Genomic DNA, 1,620 nt, shown 5'->3' on the forward strand with positions numbered 1-1,620 from the left:
TAGCCGCCTTGATGCACGGCGATGAGGTTTTGGCGGCCTGAAGCGGCGATGTGGCCGCTGTTGGGCGCTTTTCCGCGAACCTCGTCAGGCGCCGGCGGTGATCCGTCGTGATGGCAGGTGGGGTTTGCAGGTTGCGGTCGGCGGGTTCGTTTCGGGGCGTCTGCGCCCCATGGTTATGTCGCGAGCCGCGGAATGCGATCGAGGACGATGCGCAGGATGCGTTGGTCGGGGCAGGATGTCGGCAGGTGCAGGCGGATTTGCGTCTTCATCTCGACCACCCGCGCAGCGATCTTGATGAGGCGCAAACGCAGCGTGTCGAATTGCGCGACGGCAAAGCTGGAGCGTTTCGGCATCGCAGCGCGCAGGCCCCACATGAGCCAGTAGGCGCCGGCATGCAGGAACAGCCGGAACTGGTTGGCCGTCGCTCTTGTGCAGGACGTTCGGTCGGCGGCGAGATGCGTCTTCCAGGACTTGATGTGGTTCTCGGCCGCTCCGCGCCGGCAGTAGACATCTTCGTAGAGCGCCTTGGCCTTTCCACCGGCGAGGTTGGTGACGATGAAGCGGGTGTCAGCACCTTGGGCGCCGACCTCGACCCGCGCTATGATGCGCTCGACGCGGCTCCAGCTGGCGGCCCCATCCAGGAACTCCTTGAACCTGCGGACCTTGTTCGTCTTCGGTGACGCTTCAAAGCGCGCCGTCGTGCGGGCTTCCAGGTCCGCGACATGCTTGCGCAGGGTCGTGGTGGGCGGTACGCCGAGGATGAAGTCGACATCGTTGGCGCGGCACCAGTCGATGATCTGCGGGCTGCAATAGTGACCGTCGGCCCGGATCAGGATCCGGATGTTCGGCCAGTTGCTCCGGATCGCCCGCACGAGGCGGCGCAGGTGAGCGCGGATCTCAGCCCCACTTGGCCGCTTGGCCGGTCGCAGGACAGCAGACACGAACCGGCCGTCGCCATCGAACACAACGATCGGCTGGAAGCCGTACTCGTCGTGATGGGCATTGAAGAGGCGGAGCTGCTGGTTGCCGTGCACGGCGTCAAACGTGTCGTCGATGTCGAGCACGATCCGCTTCGGAATCTGCCGGAAGGAGGCGCAGTAGAGGTCGACCATCGTCCGGCCCATGGCGAGCAGCGAGCGCACATCGGGTAGGTTCTCCAGCCGACACATCGTCGATTGCGACGCCAGATCCCGACCCGAAGGGGGCGCATCCTGGGCCATCTTGAAGACCGGGTCGGAACGCAGCCGGTTGGCGTCGTTGCCATCCTCGTAACCGGCGGCGATCATCTTCATGCGGAAGCCGATCATATCTGCAAAGTTGTGGATGACCTGGTCCGGGCTGCGTGGATCATCGATGCAGCGCGCCAGACGGTCGGCCACCCGCAGTCGTTTCTCCACCTCTGCTAGAGCCAGAACGCCACTGTCCGACGACAGCATGCCGCCGTCGAAACGGGCGACGACGGACTTGCCGCCGACAGATGACAAGCCGCTCAGCGGCAGCGTAAGATCATTCATGGCGGGTGTGGTCTCCGGAAATGATTCGGATCGGCCTTAGCAACCAAATTCTACGTCATTTCAACGGCTTGAACCACATCCGCCAACCCACCGTGAATTTTTCAGG

The 1,620-nt window shown here is 63.6% G+C and carries 1 protein-coding gene; it reads right to left on the reverse strand.

Annotated features, from left to right (window positions below; translation table 11 throughout):
• Positions 1-173: 173 nt before the first annotated feature.
• Entirely contained in the window at positions 174-1,514 is a 1,341-nt protein-coding gene (locus tag NKJ91_RS33550; RefSeq protein WP_352458920.1) for an IS1380 family transposase, read from the reverse strand.
• Between the last annotated feature and the right edge of the window lie 106 nt (positions 1,515-1,620).

The organism is Mesorhizobium sp. M0040 (genome assembly GCF_040323505.1).
Lineage (GTDB): Bacteria > Pseudomonadota > Alphaproteobacteria > Rhizobiales > Rhizobiaceae > Mesorhizobium.